Source organism: Kribbella polygonati, from assembly GCF_050320105.1.
Taxonomy (GTDB): Bacteria; Actinomycetota; Actinomycetes; order Propionibacteriales; family Kribbellaceae; genus Kribbella.
Genome location: NZ_CP190129.1, coordinates 2,442,207 through 2,467,492 on the forward strand (window position 1 = coordinate 2,442,207; position 25,286 = coordinate 2,467,492).

At 69.6% G+C, this 25,286-nt stretch carries 24 protein-coding genes and 4 tRNA genes; 12 read left to right on the forward strand and 16 right to left on the reverse strand.

The features are described 5' to 3' along the window. The first annotated feature begins 36 nt into the window (after positions 1 to 36). Complete coding sequence (locus ACQHIV_RS11600; RefSeq protein WP_427893548.1) at positions 37 to 999, forward strand: helix-turn-helix transcriptional regulator; 963 nt, start codon at positions 37 to 39, stop codon at positions 997 to 999. On the opposite strand, the gene ACQHIV_RS11605 is transcribed toward ACQHIV_RS11600, so the two are convergent. Genes ACQHIV_RS11605 through pgsA form a run of 3 tightly spaced genes read right to left on the reverse strand, consistent with a single transcriptional unit; the run spans position 975 to position 3,569 of the window. Then, positions 975 to 2,057, reverse strand: a complete 1,083-nt coding sequence (locus ACQHIV_RS11605; RefSeq protein ID WP_427893550.1) for a glycosyltransferase family 4 protein — start codon at positions 2,055 to 2,057, stop codon at positions 975 to 977. The genes ACQHIV_RS11600 and ACQHIV_RS11605 overlap by 25 nt on opposite strands. Positions 2,058 to 2,067: 10 nt before the next feature. Then, complete coding sequence (locus tag ACQHIV_RS11610; RefSeq protein ID WP_427893552.1) at positions 2,068 to 2,934, reverse strand: phosphatidylinositol mannoside acyltransferase; 867 nt, start codon at positions 2,932 to 2,934, stop codon at positions 2,068 to 2,070. Further along, positions 2,934 to 3,569, reverse strand: coding sequence for a phosphatidylinositol phosphate synthase (gene pgsA / locus ACQHIV_RS11615; RefSeq protein WP_427893554.1), 636 nt, complete (start codon positions 3,567 to 3,569; stop codon positions 2,934 to 2,936). Before pgsA ends, ACQHIV_RS11610 begins: the two co-directional genes overlap by 1 nt. A 108-nt stretch (positions 3,570 to 3,677) precedes the next feature. On the opposite strand from pgsA, the gene ACQHIV_RS11620 reads away from it, so the two are divergent. Further along, positions 3,678 to 4,625: a hypothetical protein gene (locus ACQHIV_RS11620; protein WP_427893556.1), complete on the forward strand. Its 948-nt coding sequence runs from the start codon at positions 3,678 to 3,680 to the stop codon at positions 4,623 to 4,625. Positions 4,626 to 4,686: 61 nt separating this feature from the next. Next, positions 4,687 to 5,601, forward strand: coding sequence for a hypothetical protein (locus ACQHIV_RS11625; RefSeq protein WP_427893558.1), 915 nt, complete (start codon positions 4,687 to 4,689; stop codon positions 5,599 to 5,601). Here the strand turns inward: ACQHIV_RS11625 and ACQHIV_RS11630 are convergent, their stop codons facing one another. Further along, complete coding sequence (locus ACQHIV_RS11630) at positions 5,602 to 6,177, reverse strand: HIT family protein (protein ID WP_427893560.1); 576 nt, start codon at positions 6,175 to 6,177, stop codon at positions 5,602 to 5,604. 91 nt (positions 6,178 to 6,268) lie between these two features. Between ACQHIV_RS11630 and ACQHIV_RS11635 the strand changes: the two genes are divergently transcribed. Next, a complete protein-coding gene (locus ACQHIV_RS11635; RefSeq protein WP_427893562.1) occupies positions 6,269 to 7,465 on the forward strand; it encodes an RNA-guided endonuclease InsQ/TnpB family protein in 1,197 nt (398 codons plus the stop codon). Positions 7,466 to 7,478: 13 nt separating this feature from the next. Here ACQHIV_RS11635 and thrS read toward each other — a convergent pair whose 3' ends face one another. After that, a complete protein-coding gene (gene thrS / locus ACQHIV_RS11640) occupies positions 7,479 to 9,500 on the reverse strand; it encodes a threonine--tRNA ligase (protein ID WP_427896462.1) in 2,022 nt (673 codons plus the stop codon). A gap of 106 nt (positions 9,501 to 9,606) precedes the next feature. Here thrS and ACQHIV_RS11645 point away from each other — a divergent pair, with 106 nt between their 5' ends. Further along, complete coding sequence (locus ACQHIV_RS11645; RefSeq protein ID WP_427893564.1) at positions 9,607 to 10,245, forward strand: DedA family protein; 639 nt, start codon at positions 9,607 to 9,609, stop codon at positions 10,243 to 10,245. Between the two features lie 27 nt (positions 10,246 to 10,272). Continuing rightward, entirely contained in the window at positions 10,273 to 11,178 is a 906-nt protein-coding gene (locus ACQHIV_RS11650; protein WP_427893566.1) for a hypothetical protein, read from the forward strand. A gap of 6 nt (positions 11,179 to 11,184) precedes the next feature. Here the strand turns inward: ACQHIV_RS11650 and ACQHIV_RS11655 are convergent, their stop codons facing one another. From ACQHIV_RS11655 to ACQHIV_RS11670, 4 genes are all read right to left on the reverse strand, one after another. Next, a complete protein-coding gene (locus ACQHIV_RS11655) occupies positions 11,185 to 12,723 on the reverse strand; it encodes a division plane positioning ATPase MipZ (RefSeq protein ID WP_427893568.1) in 1,539 nt (512 codons plus the stop codon). 135 nt (positions 12,724 to 12,858) lie between these two features. Further along, the gene (locus tag ACQHIV_RS11660; protein ID WP_427893570.1) at positions 12,859 to 13,524 is read right to left on the reverse strand and encodes a response regulator; all 666 of its coding nucleotides are present in this window, start codon (positions 13,522 to 13,524) and stop codon (positions 12,859 to 12,861) included. Then, the gene (locus ACQHIV_RS11665; RefSeq protein ID WP_427893572.1) at positions 13,521 to 15,068 is read right to left on the reverse strand and encodes a sensor histidine kinase; all 1,548 of its coding nucleotides are present in this window, start codon (positions 15,066 to 15,068) and stop codon (positions 13,521 to 13,523) included. The genes ACQHIV_RS11660 and ACQHIV_RS11665 overlap by 4 nt, the downstream gene beginning before the upstream one ends. A gap of 47 nt (positions 15,069 to 15,115) precedes the next feature. Further along, a complete protein-coding gene (locus ACQHIV_RS11670; protein ID WP_427893574.1) occupies positions 15,116 to 16,189 on the reverse strand; it encodes a GntR family transcriptional regulator in 1,074 nt (357 codons plus the stop codon). Between the two features lie 82 nt (positions 16,190 to 16,271). Here ACQHIV_RS11670 and ACQHIV_RS11675 point away from each other — a divergent pair, with 82 nt between their 5' ends. Together ACQHIV_RS11675 and ACQHIV_RS11680 are read left to right on the forward strand one after the other, a co-directional pair. Then, positions 16,272 to 17,024, forward strand: a complete 753-nt coding sequence (locus tag ACQHIV_RS11675) for an SDR family NAD(P)-dependent oxidoreductase (protein WP_427893576.1) — start codon at positions 16,272 to 16,274, stop codon at positions 17,022 to 17,024. Next, positions 17,021 to 18,478: an ArnT family glycosyltransferase gene (locus ACQHIV_RS11680; RefSeq protein ID WP_427893578.1), complete on the forward strand. Its 1,458-nt coding sequence runs from the start codon at positions 17,021 to 17,023 to the stop codon at positions 18,476 to 18,478. Before ACQHIV_RS11675 ends, ACQHIV_RS11680 begins: the two co-directional genes overlap by 4 nt. Here ACQHIV_RS11680 and ACQHIV_RS11685 read toward each other — a convergent pair. Next, entirely contained in the window at positions 18,475 to 19,440 is a 966-nt protein-coding gene (locus ACQHIV_RS11685; RefSeq protein ID WP_427893580.1) for an NADPH:quinone oxidoreductase family protein, read from the reverse strand. The two genes, ACQHIV_RS11680 and ACQHIV_RS11685, sit on opposite strands and share 4 nt — an antisense overlap. 103 nt (positions 19,441 to 19,543) lie before the next feature. Here ACQHIV_RS11685 and ACQHIV_RS11690 point away from each other — a divergent pair, with 103 nt between their 5' ends. Next, on the forward strand, positions 19,544 to 20,047 hold the full coding sequence (locus ACQHIV_RS11690; protein ID WP_427893581.1) for a GNAT family N-acetyltransferase: 504 nt from the start codon (positions 19,544 to 19,546) through the stop codon (positions 20,045 to 20,047). Between the two features lie 529 nt (positions 20,048 to 20,576). Here the strand turns inward: ACQHIV_RS11690 and ACQHIV_RS11695 are convergent. From ACQHIV_RS11695 to ACQHIV_RS11710, 4 genes are all read right to left on the reverse strand, one after another. After that, a complete protein-coding gene (locus ACQHIV_RS11695) occupies positions 20,577 to 20,747 on the reverse strand; it encodes a hypothetical protein (RefSeq protein WP_427893582.1) in 171 nt (56 codons plus the stop codon). A gap of 512 nt (positions 20,748 to 21,259) precedes the next feature. Next, positions 21,260 to 21,331, reverse strand: a tRNA-Val gene (locus ACQHIV_RS11700). Positions 21,332 to 21,343: 12 nt separating this feature from the next. Beyond that, a tRNA-Cys gene (locus ACQHIV_RS11705) sits at positions 21,344 to 21,414 on the reverse strand. Between the two features lie 22 nt (positions 21,415 to 21,436). Next, positions 21,437 to 21,509, reverse strand: a tRNA-Gly gene (locus tag ACQHIV_RS11710). 176 nt (positions 21,510 to 21,685) lie between these two features. Between ACQHIV_RS11710 and ACQHIV_RS11715 the strand changes: the two genes are divergently transcribed. Next, the gene (locus tag ACQHIV_RS11715) at positions 21,686 to 22,504 is read left to right on the forward strand and encodes an aminotransferase class IV (RefSeq protein WP_427893584.1); all 819 of its coding nucleotides are present in this window, start codon (positions 21,686 to 21,688) and stop codon (positions 22,502 to 22,504) included. A 650-nt stretch (positions 22,505 to 23,154) separates the two neighbouring features. Here the strand turns inward: ACQHIV_RS11715 and ACQHIV_RS11720 are convergent. Continuing rightward, positions 23,155 to 23,721, reverse strand: a complete 567-nt coding sequence (locus ACQHIV_RS11720; RefSeq protein ID WP_427893586.1) for a CGNR zinc finger domain-containing protein — start codon at positions 23,719 to 23,721, stop codon at positions 23,155 to 23,157. A 121-nt stretch (positions 23,722 to 23,842) separates the two neighbouring features. Between ACQHIV_RS11720 and ACQHIV_RS11725 the strand changes: the two genes are divergently transcribed. Continuing rightward, a tRNA-Val gene (locus ACQHIV_RS11725) sits at positions 23,843 to 23,914 on the forward strand. Here ACQHIV_RS11725 and ACQHIV_RS11730 read toward each other — a convergent pair. Beyond that, positions 23,874 to 24,605 carry a tyrosine-type recombinase/integrase gene (locus ACQHIV_RS11730; protein WP_427896464.1) on the reverse strand — a complete coding sequence of 244 codons (732 nt, stop codon included), beginning with the start codon at positions 24,603 to 24,605 and terminating at the stop codon, positions 23,874 to 23,876. The genes ACQHIV_RS11725 and ACQHIV_RS11730 overlap by 41 nt on opposite strands. On the opposite strand from ACQHIV_RS11730, the gene ACQHIV_RS11735 reads away from it, so the two are divergent. Then, a complete protein-coding gene (locus ACQHIV_RS11735; protein WP_427893588.1) occupies positions 24,507 to 24,803 on the forward strand; it encodes a hypothetical protein in 297 nt (98 codons plus the stop codon). The genes ACQHIV_RS11730 and ACQHIV_RS11735 overlap by 99 nt on opposite strands. The last annotated feature ends 483 nt before the right edge of the window (positions 24,804 to 25,286 follow it).

Sequence of the window (25,286 nt, forward strand, 5' to 3'; positions counted from 1 at the left end):
CGAGTTAGCTTCCTAATGGTCTGCGAGACTTTCGGCATGATCGAGACATCGGCGCGGCTGCTCAAGCTGCTCACGTTGCTGCAGTCGCCCCGGGACTGGACCGGCGCGGAGCTGGCTGAGCGACTGCAGATCAGCCCGCGGACCGTTCGGAGCGACGTGGAGCGGCTGCGGTCGCTGGGGTATCCGGTGGACGCCACCCGCGGTTCGGTGGGCGGCTACCGGCTCGGCGCAGGCGCCGCGTTGCCCCCACTGTTGCTGGACGACGACGAAGCCGTGGCGGTGGTCATCGGACTCCGCAAGGCGGCGGGCGTTGCCGGTGTCGAGGAGATGTCGCTGCGCGCGTTGACGAAGCTGGAGCAGGTGCTGCCGTCGCGGCTGCGGCGGAGGGTCAGCACGCTGGCCAGTTACACAGTCCAGGTCCCGGCGGACGAGGCCGGGCCGCAGGTCGACCCCGAGGTCCTCACGCAGCTGGCCGGGCTCTGCCGGGACCGTGAGCAGCTGCGCTTCGACTACCTGTCTCACGACGGTACGGCGTCTCTCCGGCGGGCGGAGCCGCATCGGCTGGTCAACTGGGGGCGGCGCTGGTATCTCGTTGCGTTCGACCTGGAGCGGGACGACTGGCGAACGTTCCGGGTGGACCGGGTCCGGCCGCGGATCCCGACCGGGCCGCGGTTCACGCCGCGGGAGCTGCCGGCCGGCGGGGACGTGGCGGCGTACGTGTCGCGGGGCGCGGCCGCGGCTGCCTGGCGGTACACCGCGTCGGTGGAGGTCGCCGTACGGGCGTCTGTGCTGGCAGAGCGGTTGACGCCGGCTGTCGGGGTGGTCGAGCCGATCGACGACCGGCGGTGTCTGCTGCGGACCGGTGCGGACCGGGTGGAGAGCCTGGCGGTGCACTTGAGTTTGCTGGACGAGGACTTTGCGGTGGTGGAGGGCCCGCCGGAGCTGACGGCGTACCTGGAGAAGCTGGCGGAGCGCTATCGGCGGGCGACCAGTTCGTAGACCGAGAGAAGTTCCGGGAGCAGGACCGACCAGTCGTAGTTCGGTGCTGCGGCCAGCCCGTTGGCACGCAGGCTCTCGCGCCGCACCGGATCGTCGAGGAGCCGAAGGGCTCGGGTCGCCAGGTCCGTCACGTTGCCGGGCTCGAACAGCTCCCCCAGGCGCCCGCCTTCGAGGACAGTGCGGAAGGCGGGGAGGTCGCTGGCCAGGACCGGAGCGCCGGCCGCCATCGCCTCGAGCAGGACGATGCCGAAGCTCTCGCCGCCGAGGTGCGGCGCGATGTAGAGGTCCGACCCGGCCAGCATGTCGGCCCGCGCCTCGTCGTCGATCGCGCCCAGGAACAACACGTTCTCGTGCGGTACGGGGAGATCCGAATGCCCGGAACCAGCGATCAGGATCTTCAGCTGCGGGCGCTCGGCCAGTAGCACGGGTACGGCGTCGAGGAGCACGCCGAGGCCCTTGCGGGGCTCGTCGAGGCGGCCCAGGAACGAGATCGTGCCGTCGGTGCCCATCCACTCCGCGCGCGGGCTGCCCTTGAACCGCGCGGTGTAGAGGCCGTTCGGGATCACCACCGCCTCGCCGCCGATGTGCTGCACCATCATCGAGCGGGCGTTCTCCGAGACCGCGATCCGCGCGTCGATCTTCTCCAGCGCCGGGCGCAGCAGGCTCGAGGCGACGCTCATCGCCCGGGACCGCACCTGCCAGGTGTGGAACGTCGCGACGAACGGCCCGTCCGCGGACCAGAGCGCGATGATCGACGCGCTCGGCGTGGTCGGCTCGTGCACGTGGACGACGTCGAAGTCGCCGTCGGCGAGCCAGTTCTTCACCCGGGCCGCCGTCCGCGGGCCGAACGTCACCCGGGCGACCGACCCGTTGTACGGGACGCCGACCGCGCGGCCGGACGAGACGACGTACGGCGGGACGGTGTCGGCGTCGTCGACCGGGGCGAGCACCGACACCTCGTGCCCGAGCCCGAGCAGCGCCTCGGCGAGGTCGCGGACGTGGTTCTGCACCCCGCCGGGCGTACCCAGCGAGTACGGGCACACCACGCCGATCCTCACCCCTAGATTGTTACTGGTCGAGGAAGATGCGCTGCAGCATGTGCCAGTCCCCCGGGTGCTCGGCGATCCCGACGGCGAACGCGTCCGCGCAGCGCTGGGTCATCTCGGCCGCGGTGTCCGGCTCGATCGTGTCGTGGAACGTGATCACCAGGTCCGGCCCGTCGTAGTGCAAGGTCGCCGGGATCAGCGGCGCGCCGGTCTTCAGGCTCAACGCGGCCGGCCCCACCGGCATCCGCGACGGACGGCCGAAGAACGTCACCGGTACGCCGCGCTCGGACAGGTCCCGGTCGGCGACCAGGCAGACGAATCCACCGGCCCGCAGCCGCTCCGCGAGTACGGCGGTCACGTCCTCGTCGCCGCCGGTCAGCGGCAGCACCTCCATGCCGAGCTTCTTCCGGTACGCGATGAACCGGTCGAACAGCGACTCCGGCCGCAGGCGCTCCGCGACCGTCGACACCGGCATCCCGGTCAGCCCGGCCCAGGCGCCCGCGTGGTCGTAGTTCGCCAGGTGCGGCAGCGCACAGATGACGCCTTGCCCGGCGGCGTACGCGTCCCGCAGCAGCTTCTCGTTGACGGTCCGGACCCGGGCGACGATCTGCTCGTCCGACCACTCCGGCAGCCGGAACGCCTCCTGCCAGTAGCGCAGGTACGACCGCATCCCGGCGTGGGTCAGCGCGTCCAGCTCGGCGCCGGTGGCGTCCGGACGGACGGCGGCCAGGTTCGAGCGCAGCCGCCGTACGCCGCGGCCGTTCCGGGCGTAGGTCCGGTCGGCCGCCTTCGTGAACAGCCAGGTCACGGTCCGCTCGGGCAACCGCCGTACCAGCGCCCAGGCGAGCGCGAACGCCAGGTCGACGGCCCGCTGCCGGGCGGCCTCCATCAGGACTCGAGGTCGTTCTTCGCCGGGTCGGACATGACCTGCTTACGGACCGAGAGCGACCGCTGGACCACCGTGATCGTGCTCGCGACGGCGACGTACCAGATCACCAGCTCGAGCAGGATCGGCAGGTCGAGCAGGTCCGAGAAGAACGCCAGGATCAGCGTGAACACCAGCCGGTCGGCGCGCTCGGCGAGCCCGCCGCTGGCCTTCAGCCCGAGGCTCTCCGCCTTGGCCCGCGCGTACGACGTGGCCGCGCCCATCACCAGCGCCCACAGCGTCACGGCGGCCATCAGCGTGGAGTCGCCGGCCTTGGAGTTCGCGTAGTACATCACGAGGCCGCCGTAGATCGCGCCGTCGGCGATCCGGTCCAGCGTCGAGTCCAGGAACGAGCCCCACTTCGAGGACGTCCCCGAGGTCCGGGCCATGTAGCCGTCGATCAGGTCGGAGAACACGAACAGCGTGATCACCAGGACGCCGATCCACAGCTGCCCGCGCGGGAAGAAGATCAGCGCACCGGCGGACACCCCGATGGTGCCGACGAGCGTGACCATGTCGGCACTCACGCCGAGCTTGAGCAGGAGGGTGGCGATCGGCGTGATCACCTTGGTCCAGAACTGCCGGAATCTGTTAAGCATGGCAGCGCGATCGTAGTTCACCCGGGTCACCATCGGGTGACGAGGCACGGCTTTCGGCCTGCGACCGAGCCGTTCAGGGGCGATGCTGGGTGCTGGAGGAGGTGACGCATGCGACGACAGTTGGCCGGCGCGCTCACTCTCCTGCTGCTGACCAGCGGCTGCGCGGTCGCACAGCGCGCGAACGGCACGGCCCCGGCGCCGGTCCAGCCGACGACCGTGCAACCGACCGCGGTCGCTCCCGCCCAGCCCGAGGGCCTCGACGGTACGGCGGGAGCACCCGGGCCGCAGGTCTGTACGGCGATCACGCGAACCCTCACCGCCCGCCTCGAACACCCCGTCACCGCGAAGCCGAACAGCTGGAACGACGGCGGCCTCCCCGCGCTGGACCTGTGCACGCTGCTCGTCGACGGGCGCCCGGTCACGATCGGCGTCAGCGCGCTGCCGAGCCGCCCGGACTCGCTCGTCCGGCTGATGCGGGACGCCGGCGGCGTCGACTCGCTGCCCGAACTCGGGCCCGACGCGCTGATCGGCGAGTCCCGCCTGGTGTTCCACGCCGACGGCCACGCGGTCCGGGTCACGCCCGCCGGCGGCATCGACCTCGGTACGCCGAACGGCATCAACCGGGCCACGGCCGTCGCGATCGCCGAGGCCGCGCGGGACGCCGTACCGCGCAGTCTGCGGCCCGCGCGACAGGTCGACGAGACGTGCCAGCTGTCGAACTCGGCGGCCGAGCGGTTCGTCCGCACGCAGGTCCGGTTGCGGCGCGACTACCGGGTGAAGGGCGCGCTCACCTGCATCTGGGGCACCGCCGACGCCACGGTCTCGATCGTCGAGGCCTTCGACCAGAAGACGATCCCCGAGGCCCAGCAGATCCCACCACCGGGCTTCGCCCCGCTGGGCGACCCCGGCTACTACCTCCCCGAAACCCCCGAACTCGTCTTCCGCCAAGGCCGCCGCGTCGTCCGCGTCACCGCCCTCACCGACCCACCCCAACCGGTCACCCTCGACACCCTGACGACGCTGGTCGACCCCATGCTTCCCCTGTTTCTGCGCTGACCAACTTTCCGGTCCAGACCGGCATCCAACCATCATCGATCATCAATGGGGGTGGTGGAGAATGCGCAGGTTTCTCGGGTACGGCGGGCTGCTGGCCGCCGGAGTACTCACGACGGGGCTGCTCACGCCGGGTACGGCGACGGCGGGGCAGAGCGGGACGACGGCGCCGTGCAGGATCTCGGTCGGTTCGGTGACGGCCGCCGGGGATCATCGGATGCAGACGTTCACCGCGACGTCGCCGGTCACGAAGGTCACCGACAAGATCGTCGCGAAGGGCGTCTACGCGCCAGGTCAGGCACGGATCAGCTCGCAACTCCGGTACGGGATGGGAGAAGGGTCGGAGCTGCACATCGGGAACGCCGTACTGGGCTCTGTCCTGTACAACGTCTCCTACCGGACACCGGCCGGCGGCGGTGCGCTGCTGGAGAAGTACCTCACGCGGATCGGGCCGGGCTGGCAGAACTACCGCAGCTACGACCTGACCGGGTTCGGGCTGCGGGACACGGCCTGGTCCCTGAACAACAACGGCACCATGGAACGCCGGAGCATCGAGACGCTCGAGGGCCGGCAGTACTACCACTACGACGGCGTACTCGGGAACTTCCCGAACGCCAAGGGGATCGCGCAGATCAGCCAGACGGCGACGTACGACACGTTCCTGATGTCGCGGAGCGACGGGAAGCTGACCACCGTACGGTTCTCGGCCGTCCGCGGGCAGCCGCTGCGGACCGAGGTGAAGCCTGTCCGTACGTCGACCTGGCAGGTGTTCGAGATCCTGGTCGCGGCGCCGTGCGGGAAAGGCACGATCCTGCTCGGCATCGACCGCGACACCGGCAACGGCTACCTGTACTCCGTTGGACACGCCAACGGACCGGCGACGATCGTCCAGGGCCTCGGCAAGGTGCCGGCGACGTTCAAGGACCCGGTCTACTTCCGGTGGGCCGGGTTCGGCGATCCGCTGCTCGCCGGGGACTGATCACGGCCAGGACTTGGCCAGCAGTGCCCGGGTGTCGGAGAGCAGCTGTGGGAGGACCTTCGTGCCGCCGATGACCGGCATGAAGTTCATGTCGCCGGACCAGCGCGGTACGACGTGCTGGTGCAGGTGGGCGGCGATGCCGGCGCCGGCGATCTCGCCCTGGTTCATGCCGATGTTGAAGCCGTGCGCGCCCGAGACGGCGCGCACGGCCTGCATCGCCTGCCGGGTGAGCGCGGCGACGTCGGCGGTCTCCTGGTCGGTCAGCTCGGTGTAGTCGGCCACGTGCCGGTAGGGCACGACCATCAGGTGCCCGGGGTTGTACGGGTACAGGTTCAGGACGGCGTACGCCGACTCGCCGCGGTGCACGATCAGCGCGTCGGCGTCCGGCAGCCCGGGGAGCCTGCAGAACGGGCAGCCGGAGCCGGCCGCCGAGCTGGTCGGCTTGTTCTCCCCTTCGATGTACGCCATCCGATGCGGCGTCCACAGCCGCAGGAACGCGTCCGGCACCCCGACGCCGTCCTGCCGCAGCAGCCCCTCGGGCTTGTACGGCGACTCCGGCACTTCTGGATCACTCATCTCTCACCTGAGAATCCTCTCGCCGGGAGATCCTTCGACTGAGCGGCGGGCGGTCGCAGAAACTGTCGGCGGCTGCTGGAACAGTTCCGACATGAGCAAGTTCCGTCTGCGCCCGACACCTGAGCAGGTGGACGCGCTCCTGCTCCAATGCAGACACGCTCGATACGTCTGGAATTTGGCCGTCGAGCAACACGCCTGCTGGACCCCCGACCGCCGATCGGCGCCAGGATACGTTGAACAGGCACGGCAACTGACCGAAGCCCGAGCTGCGTGCGATTGGCTTCGGGCCGGCTCTCAAATGGTTCAACAGCAAGCGCTCCGAGATTTCGGCCAGGCCATGACGAACTATTTTTCCGGCACCCATGGACGTCCGACCTGGCGAAAAGCAGGTGTGCACGAGGGCTTCCGCGTAGTTGCGTTCAAGCCGGCACATCTTCGTCGACTGAGCAAGAGCACCGGAGCCGTGCACGTACCCAAGGTCGGCTGGGTGAAGTTTCGTTGGAGCAGGCTGCCTCCGGCAGCGAGTTCGTACAGAGTTACGCTCGATAGATCTCACCGCTGGCATGTCGCGTTCGCCGCGATACCCACAGCTGTCCCGGCGCCAGGCAACGGGCGAGTGGTCGGCATCGATCGCGGAGTAATCGTCACCGCAGCACTCTCTACCGGCGAGCTGCTGAGTACTCCGAAGCCTCGGCCGACCGAGCTGCGTCGCCTCAAGCGTTTGCAGCGGAGACTGTCGCGAGCCAAACCGGGGTCGAGCAGGCGCAGGAGAGTGAAGCTGGGCATTGCGCGGATGCTCGCCCGTCAAGCTGATCGGACCAATGACTGGGTCGAGAAGACGACCACAACGCTCACGCGCAGGTTCGACGTCATCCGGATCGAGGCTCTCCGGGTCCGGCAGATGACGCGATCCGCGCGGGGGACGCTCGCCCGCCCGGGGCAGGGTGTACGCCGAAAAGCGCAGCTCAACCGTGCCATACGTGCGAACTGCTGGGCCAAGTTCGCCCGACGTCTCAGAGACAAAGCTCCCGGTCGAATCGAAGAAGTCCGAGCCGCATTCACCTCGCAGACCTGTCACACATGTGGCCATACCTGCCGCGAGAACCGCAAGAGCCAAGCGGTCTTCCGTTGCACAGCCTGTGGTCACGTGGATCATGCAGATGTGAATGCGGCAAAGAACATCGCGGCAGGGCATGCCGTGACTGCGCGGGGAGGCCGACCGTCGGGTCAGCCTATGAACCGCGAACCTCACCGCTCGGCCTCCCTGTCCGTGGTGAAACCCGGCTGACGCCGGGTGGATGTCAAACCTGGACGCGCTTCTTGACCGACTCGACGATCTCGGCGACCGCGTCCGCGATCGGTACGCCGTTCTGCTGCGAGCCGTCGCGGTACCGGAACGACACCGAGCCGGCCGCCATGTCGTCGTCGCCGGCGATCAGCATGTACGGCACCTTGGACTTCTGCGCGTTGCGGATCTTCTTCTGCATCCGGTCGTCGGACGCGTCGATCTCGACCCGGATGCCCTGCACCTTCAACTGCTTGGCGACCTCGAGCAGGTAGTCGACGTGCCCGTCGGTGATCGGGATGCCGATCACCTGGACCGGGGCCAGCCAGGGCGGGAAGGCGCCCGCGTAGTGCTCGGTGAGGACCGCGACGAACCGCTCGATCGAGCCGAACAGCGCCCGGTGGATCATCACCGGCCGCTGCCGGGAGCCGTCCGGCGCGGTGTACTCCAGGCCGAACCGCTCCGGCAGGTTGAAGTCCAGCTGGATCGTCGACATCTGCCAGGTGCGGCCGATCGCGTCCCGGGCCTGGACCGAGATCTTCGGGCCGTAGAAGGCCGCGCCGCCCGGATCCGGGACCAGCTCGAGACCGGAGCCCTCGGCAACTTCCCGGAGCGTCTCGGTGGCCTCCTCCCAGACCTCGTCGGAGCCGACGAACTTGTCCGGGTTCTTGGTGGACAGCTCGAGGTAGAAGTCGTCCAGGCCGTAGTCGGCGAGCAGCCCGAGCACGAACGTCAGCAGGTTCTTCAGCTCGTCGCGCATCTGCTCGCGGGTGCAGTAGATGTGCGCGTCGTCCTGGGTGAAGCCGCGGGCCCGGGTCATGCCGTGCACGACGCCGGACTTCTCCAGCCGGTACACCGTGCCGAACTCGAACAGCCGCAGCGGCAGCTCCCGGTACGACCGGCCGCGGGCCGCGAAGATCAGGTTGTGCATCGGGCAGTTCATGGGCTTCAGGTAGTAGTCCTGGCCCTGCTTGCGGATCTGCCCGTCCGCGCCGCGCTCCTCGTCCAGGTGCATGGGCGGGTACATGCCGTCGGCGTACCAGTCCAGGTGGCCCGAGGTCTCGAACAACTGGCCCTTGGTGATGTGCGGCGAGTAGACGAACTCGTAGTCATCCTCGACGTGCCGCTGGCGGGAGTAGTCCTCCATCACCTTGCGCAGCACGCCGCCCTTGGGGTGGAAGACCGCGAGGCCGGAGCCGATCTCGTCCGGGAAGCTGAACAGGTCGAGCTCGGTGCCCAGCTTGCGGTGGTCGCGCTTGGCGGCCTCCTCCAGCCGGGTCAGGTACGCCTTCAGCTCGTCCCGGGACTCCCAGGCGGTGCCGTAGATGCGCTGCAGCTGCGGGTTCTTCTCACTCCCCCGCCAGTACGCCGCCGCCGTACGCATCAGCTTGAAGTTGCCCAGGTAACCCGTCGCCGGCACGTGCGGGCCGCGGCACAGGTCCTTCCAGGCGACGCTGTCGTCACGGCGGACGTTGTCGTAGATGGTCAGCTCGCCACCGCCGACCTCCACACTCGCCCCTTCGGCCGCGTCGGCGGCCGAGCCCTTGATACCGATCAGCTCCAGCTTGTACGGCTCGCTCGCCAGCTCCGTACGGGCGTCGTCGTCGCTGACCACCCGGCGGCTGAACCGCTGCCGCTCCTTGATGATCTGCTGCATCTTCTTCTCGAGCTTGGTCAGGTCCTCCGGCGTGAACGGCGTCTCGACGTCGAAGTCGTAATAGAACCCGTTCTCCACCGGCGGGCCGATGCCGAGCTTGGCGTCCGGGAAGACGTCCTGCACGGCCTGCGCGAGCACGTGCGCGGTCGAGTGCCGGATGATCGCCCGGCCGTCCTCCGACGCCGCCTTGACCGGCTCGATCCGGTCGCCGTCGGCGACCACCCGGGACAGGTCGCGCAGCTCACCGTTGACGCGGGCGGCGATGGCGGAGCGGTCCTGGCCGAAGATCTCGGCGAACAGCTCCCCGATCGTCGTCGTCTCGGTCACACTCCGCTCAGCCTCGCCCTCGATGCCGACCAGCTGGACCTTGACTTCCGACACGTTCACTCCTTCGTTCACGAGCAGATGGTATCGACAACGAAAGTAGGGGGTCGGACCAGCCGGTCGTCAGATGTGCCGGGCCGCCCGGATTCCTAGGTTCGTGGGTATGAGTGACGCGATCCTGCACTTCGCCCAGGAACTGATGTCATCGTGGTGGATCTACCTCGCGCTGTGGGGTTTCGCCGCGCTGGACGGGTTCTTCCCCGCGATCCCGAGCGAGACCCTGGTGGTCACGGCCGGCGTCTTCGCCGCCTCCACCGGTGAGCCGAACCTGTGCTTGGTCATCGCCGTGGCGGCGCTCGGTGCGTTCTTGGGTGACCACGTGTCCTACGTGCTGGGCCGAGGCGCCGGCGGCCGGCTACTGGACCGAGTGAAACCGGGCACCCGTCGCTCTGCTGCCGTTCTCTGGGCCCGCACTGCCCTGGATGAACGCGGAGCACTCGTCCTCGTCGTAGCCCGCTACATCCCTGGCGGCCGCACAGCGATCACGCTGACGATGGGCTCGGTCCGCTACCCCCTGCGCCGCTTCACACCGTTCGCGGGTTTGGCGGCGATCAGCTGGGCCGTGTACTGCACGCTGGTCGGCTACCTCGGCGGCAAGGCCTTCGAGGACAACCCGCTCAAGGGGGTTGTCCTCGGCATCGGGCTGGCCCTCGCAGTCACGGTGATCGTGGAACTCGTCCGCCACCGGCAGCGCAAACCTCAACCTCAGGTCGAGCCTGACCGCGAACTGGCGGAACGCTGACCCAACGGGCTGCCAGGCTGTGCGGTCGTGCCCAGAACGCTCCGCGATCCCAAGGTCCTGGTTGTCGCGCTCGCCCTCTTCGTCGTCGGGGCCTGCGCGCCCGACTCCAGCCGACAGCCTGCGCCGTACGTCGTGCCGGACACAGCCGAGAAGACGTCAGGACAGGCGCAGGCCCTTACGGAGGCGCTGCGGCAGCGCGGGCTGGTGTGCTCGGACCTGTACCCGCACGCGAAGCCGCTGCTCGTCCGCGACTGCTCCCGCAAGGATGCGACCCACGACGTACGCGCAGACTTCGCGGCCACTCCGGACGGCCGGCTCAGCTCGGCGTTGCTCGACGTCAGCTACCAGAGCGAACCCGGCGCCGGGTCGGAGCTCGCGGCGATCGTCGAAGCCTTCGGCGCAGCCGGTTCCGTTGGCAACCTGACGAGCCTGCTCGACCAGAAGGGCGACTATTCGACCTCGTGGGGCAAAGTCACCGTGATCAGCGAGAAGAGCAGCATCGGCGGACGGGTGGAGCTGAACCGGAAGAACTGGAAATGGCCGACGCTCCCGGACGCTCACCTGACCGGCACAGCCGCGCAGATCACGGACGCAGCCGCCGCTGACGGGTTCACGTGTACCGGCGGCGCCCCCGGTGGCGACCTGGAATGCGAGCGAGGCGAGGACCGCGTGAGCGCGGCTGTCGGCGGCGACGGCCTGCACACGATCGAGATCAGCGCCGGGTCCTGGGCGGCGGCCCGCACCCTCCAGGAACACGTCTTCGGCGAGCTGTCCGATGCCGGCGACCCGGAACCGATGGTCACCCAGTGGTTCGCCGCGGGCGAGCCCGCCGGCGCACGCGCCTACGTCAGCGGGCTTCAGCTCTGTCAGACCAGGTACAGCGGCCTGACGGTCTTCAAGATCACCATGCTGGTGCCGTTCGGATCGTGCTGAGCTCGCTCAGCGTGGAGTGTTCAGAGCGATCGTGATCTGCTCGGAGACCTTGGCGGCCAGCTCCAGTGCGGCGCGGCGGGTGGCCGGCTGCAGGGCCGAGTGGTCGAGCGGGCCTTCGGCGGCGATGTGCATGTCGGTCGGGATGTCGATCACCGCGGCCGCGCGGGACTCGAAGTACGGCCGGAGCTGCTTCTCGACGTCCTTGTTCACGTCGCCGGGACCGTTCGAGACCGCGATCACCGCGCGCCGGATCAGCCGCTGCGCCTCGGGGCCCTGGTTGTCGAGCTCCTCCAGCATCTGCACGGCGGCCGCGCACGAGAGGCTCTTCCACTTGATCGGGATGACGAGGGCGTCGGCCGCCTTCATCGCCTCGCGCCAGTTGCTGGAGCCCTCGTTGTTCCCGGTGTCGATCACGAGCACCTTGTAGAACCGGCTCAGCAGCCGGTGCACCTGGTCGAAGTCCTTCGCCTCGATCTGCGCGTACGTCGTGGTCGCCGACGTCAGCACGTCGTACTGACCCGACACCTGGTGCCGCAGGTACGCCGCGACGTCACCGAGCCGCGCGTCCGGCTGGGTGAGCATCGGCATCGCCTGCAGCATGTCGGTGACGGTGGACCGCGAGTTCGTGTCGTGGGTGCGCAGGTGCATGTTGCCGCGCAGCTCGTTGTTGTCCCACGCCACGACGCCACCGCCGCGGGCCTGCCCGAGCGCACCGGACAGCAGCAGCGTGGTCGGCGTCTTGCCGGAGCCACCCTTCGGGTTCGCGATCACGATCGTGACCGGCCGGCGGAACGCCGTCGCGGCGGTCGCGCGGGCGAGCCGCTCGGAGCGCTCCGTCGTACCGGGACGCAGCTTCAGCATGCTCCGGACGCCGCGCTCGGCCGGAGCCTCCCGCGGCAGCGGCAGTGCCTGGATCAGGTCGTCGGTCCGGAACGACAGGTTCTGCTGGGGCTGCTGCGCGGCCTGCTGGCCGGGGATGCCCTGCGGGAAGAAGTGCTGCGCGGCCGGGGAGAGCGGCTGGCCGCCCTGACCGGTCTGTCCGCCCTGACCGGCCGGTGGGTTCTGCGGGCCCTGGGGGAACTGGCCGGACTGCGGTGTCTGCTCGGGAGCCGCGCTCTGGAAGGAGCCGCCGCCGAACACCGGGGCCTCGGGCTGCGCGGGCTCGTCCGTCCGCGGAGCCTCGGGCTCGGCCGGGTCGTCCTCCGGGTCAGGCTGGCTCCACGACGAGGCCGCCGAGTCCGGGACGGCCTGCGTCCAGGAAGGCGCCGAGGGCGCCGACGGGGCCGGCTGGCTCTGCGGCTGGGTCCACGGCGCCGGCTGGTCGGCCGGCTGGGACGCCGCCGGTCCGGCCCAGGACTCGCTGTGGAAGTCCTCGGACAGCGCGTCCGGCTGCTGCCCGGCGTCCTCGGCGGCGCCGGTGGTCTCCTCGACGGCCTCGCCGTCGTCCGGCTGGGTCCAGGAGGGGGTCGGCTGCCACATTCTCCGGACCTCGGCCGCCGCCGCTTCCCGGTCCTTGTGCTGTCCGGAGTTGTGCGAGTCGGTCACGACCTGGATCCCCGATTCTGTCAAAGGGGGCGGGTGGCCCCTGGAGCTTTGCTGGGTACGTTCGTTCTTCGGTGCTCCGGTGATGTGAGGTCGCCGGGCGGGTCCACTATCCCACGACCGAGTGTCCTCACGGCGTCACCACCCGGAGCGTTCGGTGACGAGGCCCGCTTCGTAGGCCACGATCGCCGCCTGGACCCGGTTCTTCACGCCGAGCCGCTGCAGGACCGCGCTCACGTACGCCTTCACGGTCCCCTCGACCAGGTACAGCCGGGCCGCGATCTCGGCGTTCGACAGCCCGGCGCCGACCAGCCCGAGCACCTCCAGTTCTCGCGGGCTCAGGGCGGCGACCTGCTCCTTCGCGGCCGCCGCCCGGGTCATCGCGCCGCCACTGAGCTCCTGGATGATCCGGTGCGCGACCTTCGGCGCGAGGTACGCCGCACCGTCGGCGACCGCCTTCAGGCCCGCGATCAGCTCCCGCGGGTCACCCGACTTGAGCAGGAACCCGCTGGCCCCGTCGCCGAGCGCCCGGGCGATGTACGCGTCCTCGGAGAACGTCGTGAGTACGACGACCGCTGTCTCCGGCACGGTCCGGCGGATCTCGGCGCCGGCGGCCAGCCCGTCCAGCCGCGGCATCCGGATGTCCAGTACGGCGACGTCCGGCCGATGCCGGCGTACCGCCTCCACCGCCTCGACGCCGTCGGCCGCCTCGGCGACGACCTCGATCTCGTCGTCGGTGCCGAGGATCGCGCGGACACCGGCCCGCACCATCGCCTCGTCGTCCGCGAGCAGCACTCTGATCATCGGTTGCCTTCCGGGGTCGGTGGGACGGAGCCGCTCTGTACGACGGTCTTCGCGACCAGCGCGCCGTCGGCGAAGCACAGGCGGTACACGTAGTTGCTGGAGAACGGAGCGGCCGGCCGGTAGTAGTGGCACCGCCAGCCCGCGGGCGGAACGTAGCCCTGCATCGGCGCGTCGATCATCTGCATCCGCGGCAGCACCTTCGCGACCTCTTCCTCGGACTGGCCGACGGTGAGTCCGTCGTACTGCGCGGGTCGCAGGATCGCGCTGTACCCGGCGACCAGGTAGTAGCCGAGGGCAACCACGCCGACGACCGCGCCGAGCAGGACCGGTGCGGCGATGGCGGTGATCAGCCCGCGCCGGGCGCTCCGCCGTACCGTGGCCCGTTCGACCGCGGCGGTGGGCGGGCCGGGGCGACCGCCGGCGCGCGGCATGGTGGCTGCGACCTCGAAGCCGCCGTCCGGTCGGGGACCTGCGGTCAGAGAACCTCCCGCCAGACGGACACGTTCGCGCAGACCGTCGAGACCGCGACCGCCTGACGGAGCAGCCACCGGCTCGGTTGCCCCGGTGTCGATCACGCTGAGGTGGACGTGGGCCTCGTGTGTGGTCACGTTGACCGTCACCGTTGCGCCTGGTGCGTGTTGGCTGGCGTTGGTCAGCGACTCCTGGACCACGCGGTGTACTGCACGGTCGACCATTGGCGCGAGTACGTCGTCCAGCTGTTCTGTCAGCTCTACCTTGAGACCTGATGCGGCGGCACGGTCGACCAATGCACGCACGGTCTCGTCGTGAGGCATGGTCGGGGCGTCCTGGTCGCGCAGTACGCCGACGATCTCGCCCAGGCGCTCTGTCGCGGTAGCAGCCGACTCCCGGAGCTCACCGGCTGCAAGGCGATGCTCTTCCGGTAAGGACGGGTCCAACTCGAGCGCTGCAGCCCGTAGCGCGATCAGGCTCAGTTCGTGGCCGACGGAGTCGTGCATGTCCTCGGCGATGCGGGAGCGCTCACGGAGACGTTCCTGGTCGATCTCCATCTGCTGCTCGCGTTCGATCCGCTCTGCGCGCTCCCAGCCGGCTGTAGCGAGCAGGGCCTGCTGTGCGCGGTAACGGCCGATCAGCCAGGGCAGCACGACGACTAGTAGTGCCATCAGGAGCATCAAGAGCCACGTCAGCACTGCTTCTGTCGCCTGGCTGCGGGTCAGGGCTAGCGCGAGCATCACAAGCAACGACAGGGTGTTGAGGAGTACGAAGTGTTTGAGCTGTGTCTCGCGGCGACCGGCCAGGTAGCTCAGCAGGCTCACGGCCGGTACCAGCGCGATCTGTACGCCGTTCGTCGTACCAAGTGACACGACCAGGATCACGATCTCTGTCCACGACACGACAGCCAGCGCGGTCAGCGGCCACCTGCGTCTCGTGGCGACAGCAAGGGCGAGTACGGCGACGCAGCCGGCGCGGAACCAGTACGGGTCGTTGCGGGCACCGCTCTCACCGAGCACGAGGAGGCTCAGCGCGGCCCACAGACCTACGTCCCCCAGGAGCCGCCACTTCATGCCGTAGACGCTACACAGTCGCAGCACCGCGACCCTACTGCCGAAAGTCAGGTCGCCGCGTCGACGAGCGTGTACGGCACGTACGACAGGCTCGGCACCTGCTCACCGCGCAGCTGTGCGAGCAAGAGGTCGACAGCTTGGCGTCCCATCTCGGTCTGGTTCTGTTTGACGTGCAGGTACGGCGGTCCGCCGATGGAGTCACCCGGTGAGTCGAAGCAGGCCACCACGCGGTCCCCGCCGAGCACGCGGTCGACCATGCGGGCCAGGTTGTACTCACAGGCGAAGTACGCCGTCACCTCGGGCCGGCTGTCGCGGAACGCGCGGATGGTGTCCAGGTCCGCCCGTACGCTCTCGGTGGTCGTCGAGCCCGGCAGCGTGCTCCGCAGGTCGGTCAGCTCGTACGGCCGGCCGCGCTCGCCGAACGCCGTACGGAAGCCCTCCAGCCGGTCCTCGATAGAAGACGTGTTCACGGGCGGTGGCGAGACGAACGCGATGTGCTCATGCCCTTGGTCGAGCAGCCGTGTCGTCAACGCACGCGCCGCAGCCACGTTGTCGGTCAGCACCGCGGACACCGGGATCCCTGACAGGTGACGGTCCACCAGCACGACAGGGAACCCGTCCAGCACCTGCCGCAGCAGGCTGGCGTTGTAGAAGTCCCCGTGCACCGGGAACACGATCAGCCCGTCCACCGCGGCCACCAGCGAGTCAACGGCCTTCTCCTCATCCGTCTGACGCCCATGGGTACGCCGTACCACCAAGTGAGCGCCATACTCCGCGCAGCGCTCCTCGATCGCGTTCAAGAGGTCCAGCCCGTACGCCTCGGACATGTCCGGGACGATCAGCGCCACGGACCGCGCCTCCCGCCGCTGCACCGGCCGGAGCGGGACGGTCAGGTCCGTGAGGTCAGGTAACCGCCGTACGACGAAAGTCCCCTTGCCGCGGACGCGCTCCACCAGACCGGCTTCCCGCAGTACCTCCAGGGCGCGCTTGGAGGTGATCCGGCTGACCTCGAACTGCGCCGCCAACTCCATCTCCGACGGCACCCGGTCCCCCGGCCGCAGCGCCCCACGGCGCAACTGCTCCAGCACGTGAGCGCAGATCCGCTCGTACAGCAGTGTCACGAAGTCGCCACCTCACCTGTCCGCTTGACATATCCAATCATCCTCGCGGGAACTGTCGGTGGCGCCTGGCACCCTGACGGACATGGACATCGCGCGAAAGCTCGCCGTGGTCACCGGAGCCGCCGTCGGCATCGGGCGGGCCATCGCGGTCCGGCTCGCGGCGGCCGGAGCCGAGGTGGTGGTCGCGGACGTCGACGCTGCCGGCGCCGCGGAGACGTGCGCGCTGATCGGGCCGGCGGCGCGTTGCGTCGAGGTCGACCTGCGCGACGACGCGGCCGTCCGGGAGCTGATGGCATGCCAACCGCAGATCCTCGTCAACAACGCGGGCGGTGGAGCGGTGCTGAGACCGTGTTTTCCGGAGGCGAATCTCGCGCGATGGTCGGCGTCGCTCGACGTGAACCTGCGCGCCCCGATGCTCACCACCCAGCTCGCGCTGCCCGGCATGCGGGCGGCCGGCGGCGGGGCGGTCGTGAACGTCGGATCGACGGCAGGCCTGGGCTTCGAGCCACACGTGTCGCCGGAGTACAGCGCGGCGAAGGCGGCGCTGATCCGGCTGACCGCGACCTTGGCGCCGTTGCACGCCAGCCACGGAGTGCGGGTGAACTGCGTCGTCCCCGACTGGGTCGCCACACCCCGTGGGCTCCGGGAACGGGAGGCGCTGTCACCGGCCGAACGCGGCCCGGAACTGGTCCCGCTCGACTCGGTCACCGACGCCGTCGTCCGCTTCGTGACGGACGAGTCCCTCGCGGGTCGGGTGCTGCTTCTGGATCGCGCCGCCGAACCACGCTATTTGCCCTGGTCGCGGCCCCCTTCTGCTGACACGATTCCGCCATGACTCGCCCAGCGGTGCCCGCCTTCGCGGTGCGGCCGGTGGCGGCGGTGGCGGTTCTGGTCGGCGTCGTACTGACTGCGCTGTCCGGCCGCTACGGCTACCACCGCGACGAGCTGTACTTCATGGTCGCCGGCCACGACCTCAGCTGGGGGTACGTCGACCAGCCGCCGCTGACGCCGTTCATCGCGCGGGTGTCGACCACGATCTTCGGCGACACCGTGATGGGGCTGCGGGTGCTGTCGACGCTGAGCAGCGTCGCGACGATCGTCGTGGTCGCGCTGCTGGCCCGGGAGTTCGGCAGCGCGCGCCGCGGCCAGGTGCTGGCGGCGGTCTGTGCCGCGGTGTCCGGGTTCGTCCTCGGCGTCGGGCACATGGTGTCGACGGCGACGTACGACCTGCTGGCCTGGATGCTGATCGCGCTGTTCGCGGTCAAGCTGCTGCGGACGCGGGACGGCCGCTGGTGGCTGGCGCTTGGGCTGACGGCCGGGATCGCGCTGGAGAACAAGTACCTCGTCGTGCTGCCGATCGGGGCGTTGCTGGTCTCGCTGCTGATCGTCGGGCCGCGGAGCGTGCTGCGGTCCTGGTGGGTGCTCGCGGGCGTCGCCGTCGCGGGGCTGATCGCGTTGCCGAACGTCGTATGGCAGTTCCAGCACGACTGGCCACAGCTCAAGGTCGCGGGCGGGATCAGCTCCGACGACGGCACCGAGAACCGGATCATGTTCATCCCGCTGCAGATCCTCCAGTTGTCGCCGTTCCTGGTCACGGTCTGGGTCGCCGGGTTCCGCCGGATCTGGCGTTCGTTGCCTTGGGCCCGTGCCGTCGCGCTCGCCTACCCGGTGCTGTGCGTCGTCGTACTCGCGGTCGGCGGGAAGTCGTACTACGCCCTGCCGCTGCTGCTCGTCCTTGTCGCGGCCGGGTCCGAGCCGACGCTGCGCTGGGTTGAGCGGCGGCGACGTACGGCTGCCGTGACGTTGGTGCTGACGGCGCTGACGTCGGCGTTGTTCACGCTGCCGGTGCTGCCGGCGTCGGCGGCGGACTTCGTCATACCGGTGAACAAGGAGCAGGGCGAGCAGATCGGCTGGCCCGCGTTCACCGACGCGGTGGCTGACGCCTGGAAGCAGGTGCCTGACCAGTCCACGGCGACCATCCTGACCGGGAACTACGGAGAGGCCGGCGCGCTCGTCCGGTACGGTCCGGCGCGCGGGCTGCCGATGCCGTACTCGCCGCACATGAGCTTCTGGGAGTGGGCGCGACCTGCCGACTCGCAGACCGGGCCGGTGCTGCTCGTGGAGCTCGAGCGGACGCCGATCTTCGAGAAGTACTTCCGCGACTGCCACCAGATCGGGACCGTGCACAGCATCGTGTCGAACGACGAGGACGGTACGGCGCTCGTCCTGTGCGCGGGACCGGCCGGCCTGTGGTCGGAGGTTTGGCCGAAGATCCGGCAGTACTACTAAGGCTTGAGCGCCAGCTTTCCGACAGTGGCGCGAGCTTCCAACTCGGCCAGGGCTTTCGGGCCGTCGGCAAGGTCGTAGACGGTGGGCTCGCCTGGCGGATACACACCTTTGGCGATCAACTGGTGGAGTTCTTCCAGCGCGGCGGCGAAGATGTCCGGCGCCTGCTGGATCGTGGTCGTCAGGTGCTGGCCGATCACGTGCACGGGGTGCTTGAAATTCAGCTCCCAGTTGCTGACCGTCGCCTCGCCGGCGGCCGCGCCGATCACGACCACCTTGCCCGTGACCCGGCGCGCCACCTCGATGCTCTGGCGGAACGTCGTACCGCCGACCGACTCGAGCACGACGTCGACGCCGCCGGCCAGCCGCAGTACCTCGTCGGTGAGGTCCGCGGTGCGGTAGTCGATCACGTGATCCGCGCCGAGGCGGCGTACGACGTCGTGCTTGGCCGCGGAAGCGGTCGCGATCACGGTTGCGCCGTAGTGCTTGGCGATCCGGACAGCCGCCTGGCCGACGCCGCCGGCCGCTGCGTGGATGAGTACGGTGTTGCCGGCTTTGAGCTGGCCGAGCGGGCGGAGCGAGATGAGCGCCGTCGCCCAGTTGAGCGTGAGACCGAGGGTTTGCTCGTCGTTCCATCCGTCCGGCAGTGGCACGAGCCCGACTGCCGGCACCACGACGTACTCCGCGAACGCCCCTGCCCCGGTGCCGATCACGTGCTGCCCCACGGCCGCGGTCGTCACGCCCTCGCCCAGTGCGACGACCTCCCCGGCGGCCTCGAACCCGGCGATGTACGGCGCTCGCGGACCACCGTCGTACGTCCCGCGGGACTGCATCACGTCCGCGAAGTTGACCCCCGCGGCACCGACCCGCACCAGCACCTCCCCGGCGCCGGCCACAGGCACCGCCACGTCCACCAGCCGCAGCCCCTCAGGCCCGGTCAACGCCTGCTGCTCCAACGCCCGCATGATCCGCTCCTTCGCTGCTCGACCGTGATCATACATCTGTTCGCCATCCGTCGAACACAAATCCCGTCGCCCTCGCGGCTGCCGCACCGCTAACGTCCCCTCGATGGAGCTCACCACCCCGAGACTCACCCTCCGCAGCCCGATCGAGTCCGACTTCCAGATGCTCTGCGAACTCTGGACCGACCCCCGAGTAGCCCGCTTCATGGACGACTACGGCCCCCGCGATATCCCTTCCGTCCGCGCCTGGCTCGACCTCCACACCAACCCCACCAGCCAGAACAGCACCCACCTCCAACTGATCCTCACCCGCCACACCACCCCCATCGGCTGGCTAGGCCTAGGCGAAAGCAACTCCCCCATAGCCGCCTGGAGCTTCGGCTACGCCATCCACCCGACCCACCGCTCCCACGGCTACGCCACCGAGGCCCTGTCCGCAGCCCTAACCCACTGCCACCAAACCCTCGCCATCCCCACCCTCTGGGGCGAATGCCACCCACCCAACAAAGCCTCAGCCCACGTAATGCTCACCGCCGGCATGACCGAAATCCCCCCATCCCCCACCAACCGCCGCTTCCTCTACACCCCCACCCCCCTCCCCCCAACCTGACGCGCCGCCCCACCACCCCACCCCCACCCGGCGCGACACCCACCACCCACCGGATCGCCCACCCATGGACGGGTCGCCCGCCCGCAATCCACACCGGCAAGCCCACCCACACCCGCACGCCCAGCCACACCCGCACGCCCACCCACGCTGGCAAGCGCCCACCCGGCCGACGCGCCCCACCCACACCCCACCCACGCCAGCACGCCCCCGCACGCCCATCCCACCCGCACGCTCGCCCACCCGCACACCCACACCGGCAAGCGCCCACGCTGGGCGAGACGCCTACCCACACCAGCACGCGCTGACCCTGGCTGACATCCCCCGCCGACACGACGCGCCCACCCCCGGCTGCCATGCCACCCTGGCCAACACGCCCACCCGCCAGCACGCACCCACCCTGGCCGACACGCCCACCCACGGACGGGTCGGCCCGCCCGCGACCCCACCCCGGCTCGGCGACCCGCCTGCACCCGCCGGATCGGCTCACCTCCCGGCCAGCGGCTCGGGCACCCCGCCTACCCGCACAGGCTCAGCTCACCTTCCCACCCACCGGCTCGCACGCCCCGCCTACCCACAGAGGCTTCAGCTCCCCCGCCACCCCACGGCGGCACAGCCCCGCGCTCGGCCGACCAGCCAGCCCGCCGCGCAGGTCCAGCCGCACGCCCTCCACCGACCGGCCGGCCAACTTCAGGTTGGACACCAGCGGACCTCCAGCCCATCACAAGTCGCGCCGGGCAACGCGCGGCAGGCGTGACGACCCCCATCCGCCCGGATTGTGATGGCGTGGCGATGCGGACCGAAACAAGATCGCGAACCACGCCGCGACGCGGCGACCCAGACGTGAGCCCACCGCAGCGGGAAGTGTCGGCCGACGGTGGCGCCGCGACCGTCTCCTACGTCACCGCGGGTGAGCAGACCCGCACAACCCCAGCTCGCGCAGCCCGACCCGAGCACGTGCCCCCCAGTCCGACCCGACCCCAGCCGCCGAGCCGACTCCGCGACTGAACCCGAGCAGGTGAGCCGACTGCGCGACCGAGCCCGTGCAGGTGAGCTGACTGTGCGACCTGGCCCCCGCCGCCCAGCGAAGCGAAGGCGCAGGGGGCGCGGGTGGCGGAGCCCCCGCCGCGCGGCGAGCGGAGCGACGCCGCACAAATGACGAAGGCGACGTGGTCAGCGCACGGAGTGCGCGACACACGTCGCCTGTCGCCTTCGTGGACGATACTGGGATCGAACCAGTGACCTCTTCCGTGTCAGGGAAGCGCGCTACCGCTGCGCCAATCGTCCGTGCGCTGTACGAGGTGGAGACGGGATTCGAACCCGTGTACACGGCTTTGCAGGCCGTTGCCTCGCCTCTCGGCCACTCCACCACTGAGAGCCGAACCCTCTCCGAGCGGACGACCGGGTTCGAACCGGCGACCTCAACCTTGGCAAGGTTGCGCTCTACCAACTGAGCTACGTCCGCATTGCGACCGGGTTTTTCCGTCCCCCGGCGCGAGAAGAACATTAGCCCATCTCCGCCCGAGTTCAAAAACGGGGGTCCCCGGTACGTCGACGTACGGTCATCAACTGGTCACCTCGGACGGCCCGCGCGGCGAGCGATCACCTGCGCACTAAGGTGTTCCGCGGAAGGAGCACCACATGCGTATCTGGCTCAACGGCGACCTGCTGGACGACGCGGCGACGGTCTCGCCGCTGGATCACGGGCTGACCACCGGCGACGGCGTCTTCGAGACGATCAAGATCGAGGACGGCAGGCCGTTCGCGGTACGCCGGCACCTGGAGCGGCTGGTCCGCTCGGCGGTCGGTCTCGGCCTGCCGACGCCGGACCTGACCGCGATCGAGGGCGGCATCGACGCGGTCGTCGCGGCGGACCCGGGCATCCCGTTCGGCCGGCTGCGGATCACGTACACCGGCGGCGTGTCGCCGCTCTCGTCGGACCGCGGCACCTCCGGCCCGACGATCCTGATCGCGACGCAGGAGATCAAGCGGCCGGCGCCGACGTCCGCGATCGTCACGGTCCCGTGGGTGCGCAACGAGCGCAGCGCGGTCGCCGGTCTCAAGACCACGTCGTACGCCGAGAACGTCCGCGCACTCGCCTACGCGAAGGAACGCGGCGGCAGCGAGGCGATCTTCGCGAACACGGTCGGCGACCTGTGCGAGGGCACCGGGTCGAACATCTTCTGCGTCTACGACGGTGAGCTGGTCACGCCGACGCTCGCGTCCGGCGCGCTCGCCGGGGTGACCCGGGCGCTGGTGCTGGAGTGGTTCGGCGGCGTCGAGCGCGACGTACCGCTGGCGAAGCTGTCCGAGGCCGAGGAGATCTTCCTCACATCGACAACTCGTGACGTCCAGGCGATTCAGCGTGTCGACGACCGCGAACTGCCCGCACCCGGCGTGATCACGGCACAGGCCGCGAAGATCTTCGCCGAGCGCTCGGCGCAGGACCCCAACCCCTGACGGTCACCCGCCACTCACCAACCCGCCGGCAACCGCCCGCCGACCGTTCGGCGCAGGACCTCAATCCCTGACGGTCACCCGCCACTCACCAACCCGCCGGCAACCGCCCGCCGACCGTTCGGCGCAGGACCTCAATCCCTGACGGTCACCCGCCACTCACCAACCCGCCGGCAACCGCCCGCCGACCGTTCGGCGCAGGACCTCAATCCCTGACGGTCACCCGCCACTCACCAACCCGCCGGCAACCGCCCGCCGACCGTTCGGCGCAGGACCTCAATCCCTGACGGTCACGCGCCACTCACCAACCCGCCGGCAACCGCCCGCCGACCGCCCAGCCAGCGGCGCCATGCCGCTGACCAGCGACGTTGGTGAGTGGCGCCGGTGCGCCCACTCCCCACCCAAGACCGCGCGCGTGAGACAACCGCCGACTGTGGGGCCGGTCAGTCGCGCGGGCTGCTGACCCCTGACTGCGCGGACCGCGCGGACCGCGCGCCGAACTGCCGGCCGCCACCCGACGTCTCCTCGTCCAGCGGCGGTTGGCCGCCGACGGTGGGTTCGTCAGTGGCGCGGGCCTGTCGATCCCGCCCGACGGCGCCACGGCATACGCTGCCGGTTGCTCGCCGAAGGGCTGGTCCGCGGTGCGGGTCCGGCTACTCCCCCGATGCCTTGCGGCGTTCGCGGTACGCCGCAACGTGCAGGCGGTTGCCGCACGTACGGGCGTCGCAGTACCGCTTCGAACGGTTCCGGGAGAGGTCGATCAGGGCGTCGTCGCAGTCCGGGGCCTCACAGCGGCGGAGGCGTTCGCGTTCGCCGGCCGAGATCACCTGGGCGAGCGCGATCCCGCACTCCACCGTGATCCGGCAGGCCAGCGAAGCACCCGCGCGGGAGTAGTGGATGTGCCACGGGTGCCCGTCGTGGTTCGTGAGCCGCGGGGTCGACGTACCGCGGGCGATGATCGCGTTGATCATCGTCGCCGCCGCCGCGTCGGAATCGGTCGTGAACACCGGCGCGAACAGCGGCCGCAGATCGCGGACCTCGGCCAGGTCCTTCTCCGACAACGAGTCGACCGCGCTGAACTCCCGTTCCTGGACGAACTTCTCCAACTCCTCAAGAGTCTCCAGCGAATCGACCTGGCTGTTCGGTCCGGGCAGGGTGTTGACGAGCCGGACCAGCGTCCCGAGCGCCTGCTCGGTGTCGTGCGAGAAAGTCACAATCACGTCTCCAACGCGACGGGATCTCCGTCCTGACCCAAGAGTAGCCCGGCCCGATTAGATCGGCGCCTCATCATGCGCTATGGTTTCACCCGCAACACCCCATCTGAAACACCAGCACCACGCTGGGCGATTGGCGCAGTGGTAGCGCGCTTCGTTCACACCGAAGAGGTCACTGGTTCGAACCCAGTATCGCCCACCCGAAGAACACGCAGGTCAGAGCGGGAACCCAGCACCAGCCGGGTCCCCGCTCTTCTCGTTTTAGCCCTCGTCAGGCAGCGAAAGGCAGCAAGAGCCCCTAGGACGCGCTCCTGAGAGCCTCCCTGGACGTGCGTGTAGATCGCCAGCGTCGTCGTCGGCCGCTCGTGCCCCATCACCCGCTGTACGTCGGGAACCGGCACACCCGAGGTGATCAGCCACGACGCGTAGGAGTGCCGGAGGTCGTGGAACCTCAGACCGCCGTCGGCGCGCCGTGAGACCGCCTTCACGGCCTGCGCCTTCGTCTTGAACAGCTCGGACTCGTCTCCGGCCGGGGTCGGCCAACTCCCCCGGAACTTGTCGCCTTCCTGGCCTACCCACCCGAGCAGCCCAGCCCGCATGAGCGAGGGTCGCCAGATCCGCGCCCGGAACAGAGTCCGTCGCAGCGGCGTGCCAGCCTCATTGATGAACACCTCCCCCGCCTGACCGGTTCCGTACAACTCGCGGTACTCCTCCAGGAGGTGCCCCACCATCGAGGGGAGGGGCACCACTCGTCGCCCAGCTCTCGACTTCGGATAGGGCTTCGGGCTGACGTGACCATTGACCTCGACGGCAACTCGCTCAACCCGGATCGTCCCGGCCGCAACGTCCACGGATTCCCAGCGGAGCCCCACGCATTCGCCCCACCGCAGGCCTGTGCCGCCAGCAAGCGCGACGATTGCACGGTGACGTTCCGGAACGGTCGGGAGGAGCCGCTCGGTGAACTCCTCCCGGCTGATCGGCTGCCGGTCGCCCGCCGTCTGTCGCTTCTTCGGCAGCCGGACATCCTTCGCGGGATTCACCGTGATCAGACGATCGCGGCTCGCGGCCTTGAGAACGGCGCTGAATAGGCGGTGGCATTCGCCAACCGTGGACGGCGATAGCTGACGGGACAGGCCGGTCACCCACTTCTGCGCCGACGAATGGTCGATAGCCGCTAGTGGCGCGTTCGCCCAGTGCGCGACCACGTGGTTCTTCAACAGCGATCGATCACGTGCGCGCGTCGTCAGCTCGACGTTGTGCGATTCCAACCACTGCGCCGCATACGTGCCGAACTTGATGCGTCGGGCGGCGTGCGGGTCGACGTACGTCCCGGTGTTCTTTGCCGCTTCGATTGTCGCCAGGAAGGCCGCAGCCTCCCGGCGAGTGGTGAACGTCTTTGACGGCTGGCGGCCGGTCGCGTCGCGCCAGCACGCCCCAGACCAGCCGAAGCGCACCCCACCGGCCGACGCCGTCGCCGTGGTCCCGACGACGTTCAACACTCTCAACGCCTGGGCCAACGGCACTGCCAACACCTACCCGCTGACCACGCTCTGCGCGGCATTGGGCGCGCG

Coding starts and splice junctions, on each gene's coding strand:
- ACQHIV_RS11645 (WP_427893564.1), top strand. CDS start 9,607: ATGAGTGACGCGATCCTGCACTTCGCCCAGGAACTGATGTCATCGTGG.
- ACQHIV_RS11665 (WP_427893572.1), bottom strand. CDS start 15,068: ATGAAGTGGCGGCTCCTGGGGGACGTAGGTCTGTGGGCCGCGCTGAGC.
- ACQHIV_RS11680 (WP_427893578.1), top strand. CDS start 17,021: ATGACTCGCCCAGCGGTGCCCGCCTTCGCGGTGCGGCCGGTGGCGGCG.
- ACQHIV_RS11635 (WP_427893562.1), top strand. CDS start 6,269: ATGAGCAAGTTCCGTCTGCGCCCGACACCTGAGCAGGTGGACGCGCTC.
- ACQHIV_RS11625 (WP_427893558.1), top strand. CDS start 4,687: ATGCGCAGGTTTCTCGGGTACGGCGGGCTGCTGGCCGCCGGAGTACTC.
- ACQHIV_RS11610 (WP_427893552.1), bottom strand. CDS start 2,934: ATGGAGGCCGCCCGGCAGCGGGCCGTCGACCTGGCGTTCGCGCTCGCC.
- ACQHIV_RS11690 (WP_427893581.1), top strand. CDS start 19,544: ATGGAGCTCACCACCCCGAGACTCACCCTCCGCAGCCCGATCGAGTCC.
- ACQHIV_RS11660 (WP_427893570.1), bottom strand. CDS start 13,524: ATGATCAGAGTGCTGCTCGCGGACGACGAGGCGATGGTGCGGGCCGGT.
- ACQHIV_RS11620 (WP_427893556.1), top strand. CDS start 3,678: ATGCGACGACAGTTGGCCGGCGCGCTCACTCTCCTGCTGCTGACCAGC.
- ACQHIV_RS11600 (WP_427893548.1), top strand. CDS start 37: ATGATCGAGACATCGGCGCGGCTGCTCAAGCTGCTCACGTTGCTGCAG.
- ACQHIV_RS11715 (WP_427893584.1), top strand. CDS start 21,686: ATGCGTATCTGGCTCAACGGCGACCTGCTGGACGACGCGGCGACGGTC.
- pgsA (WP_427893554.1), bottom strand. CDS start 3,569: ATGCTTAACAGATTCCGGCAGTTCTGGACCAAGGTGATCACGCCGATC.
- ACQHIV_RS11685 (WP_427893580.1), bottom strand. CDS start 19,440: ATGCGGGCGTTGGAGCAGCAGGCGTTGACCGGGCCTGAGGGGCTGCGG.
- ACQHIV_RS11675 (WP_427893576.1), top strand. CDS start 16,272: ATGGACATCGCGCGAAAGCTCGCCGTGGTCACCGGAGCCGCCGTCGGC.
- ACQHIV_RS11630 (WP_427893560.1), bottom strand. CDS start 6,177: ATGAGTGATCCAGAAGTGCCGGAGTCGCCGTACAAGCCCGAGGGGCTG.